The sequence below is a fragment of the Xanthomonas populi genome, from assembly GCF_002940065.1.
Taxonomy (GTDB): domain Bacteria; phylum Pseudomonadota; class Gammaproteobacteria; order Xanthomonadales; family Xanthomonadaceae; genus Xanthomonas; species Xanthomonas populi.
In genome coordinates, this window is record NZ_MDEJ01000261.1 from 1 (window position 1) to 1,496 (window position 1,496).

At 52.7% G+C, this 1,496-nt stretch carries 1 pseudogene; it reads left to right on the plus strand.

Going from position 1 to position 1,496, the window contains the following annotated elements:
* Positions 1-101: 101 nt before the first annotated feature.
* Positions 102-1,496 (plus strand): annotated as a pseudogene (locus XpopCFBP1817_RS20635) (pilus assembly protein); the annotation flags it as partial.

A 1,496-nucleotide genomic window follows, 5' to 3' on the forward strand; every position in this document is an offset into this window, starting at 1 on the left:
AGATCGCTGATTTTTTGAAGGTATGGTCATCATCCAGTGCGTGTCACCACGGCTACGACTTGGTTGTTCGAGGTGCCCACAAGACATACTTCGATCCTGCTGTGACCTATGAGCCCTGGCGCAGAGCGGATGGCACCCTGGAGGCAGCTGCTAGAGTGACTGCTGCTCGGGCCGATCCGCGGGCTGCCAGGGCAGTGCCCTATGCAGTTACATATGATTTAACTGCAAATCGACAGTCGACTGATGAGACTTTTTACATTCCACTGAATGCTGCGGTGCCAAACCTGGCAGGTACTGGTGTGAGATATTTATTTGGCGGAAGCTGGTCCACAGCTGCCCGTACTTTTGGTGCGGGCTTGGGTGACAGAAGATATTCTTTCGATTATTTTCCTGCGACGTTTTACATTCCGGCTGCCAGTCCTCCGCCTGCAGGTTACAGGGCGGCAGATGTTAATCGCCCATTGATTAGAGGCGCTTGTGGTCTCAATTGCGATCTTCGGCGATATCAGATTACTCTGGCAAACTACATTGGCGATGCTGCCTATAATTCCGCAATTCAAAACTTCGCGAATTGGTTCCAGTATCATCGCAATCGGACCTTGGCCATGATTGGGTCGATGACCCAGTCGCTGGTAAGCGTAAACAACATGAATATCGGTTATTTTACTATCAATTCGCGTAACAATGTAACCATGTATAAAATGCCCGATGAGCGGGCTAATTTGTATGCGGCGATCACCACATTGACGGCCAATGGAGGCACCCCGAATCGATCTGCGGTGTCCTATCTAGGTGATCAGTTCAGGCGCGTGGACAGTGGTGCGCCAGTGATAAGTTCTTGCCAAAAAAACGCTGGCATGCTGTTTACCGATGGCTACACGAACAATTCGGATGACTCGTCTGTCGCAAACGAGGATCAGTCGCTTGGTCAGCCATTCTCCGATGGATACTCCGGTACCATCGCAGACATCGCTACCCGTTATTACAGCGGCACCGGCACTCCATTGCGCACGGGCGGAATATTTACTGCGGGAAATGTCAAGGTCCCGGATGAATGCGCTACCCTTGCTCCAACCAGCGCGCAATGGAAGCGGCTGGATTGCGAAGTCAACCTGCATATGAATTTCTACGGCATCACGCTTGGAGCCCAGGGGCGGATATACGAGGTCAATGCGGCGGCAACGGCCGATCCGTACGCAAATCCACCCAACTGGGATGGGTTGCCCAATCCAAGCACCGTCGATGACGGCACGGTCATTGACGAGTTGTGGCATGCGACGATCAATTCGCGGGGTGGTTTCGTCAATGCGAAGACGCCCGACGAGGTGACCGCAGCGATGCGGAACATATTATTTAATGTTGAGTCCGGTGTTATCCCATCAGGTAGTATTGCGCTGACCGGTTCGCGTATCGGTGCAGGATCTGAGGTTTCCCCACGTTTTCCCGAGATAGATCAGCTGGTTGCACCCGGATCGTGTAGAAACAAGTGCGCGCAT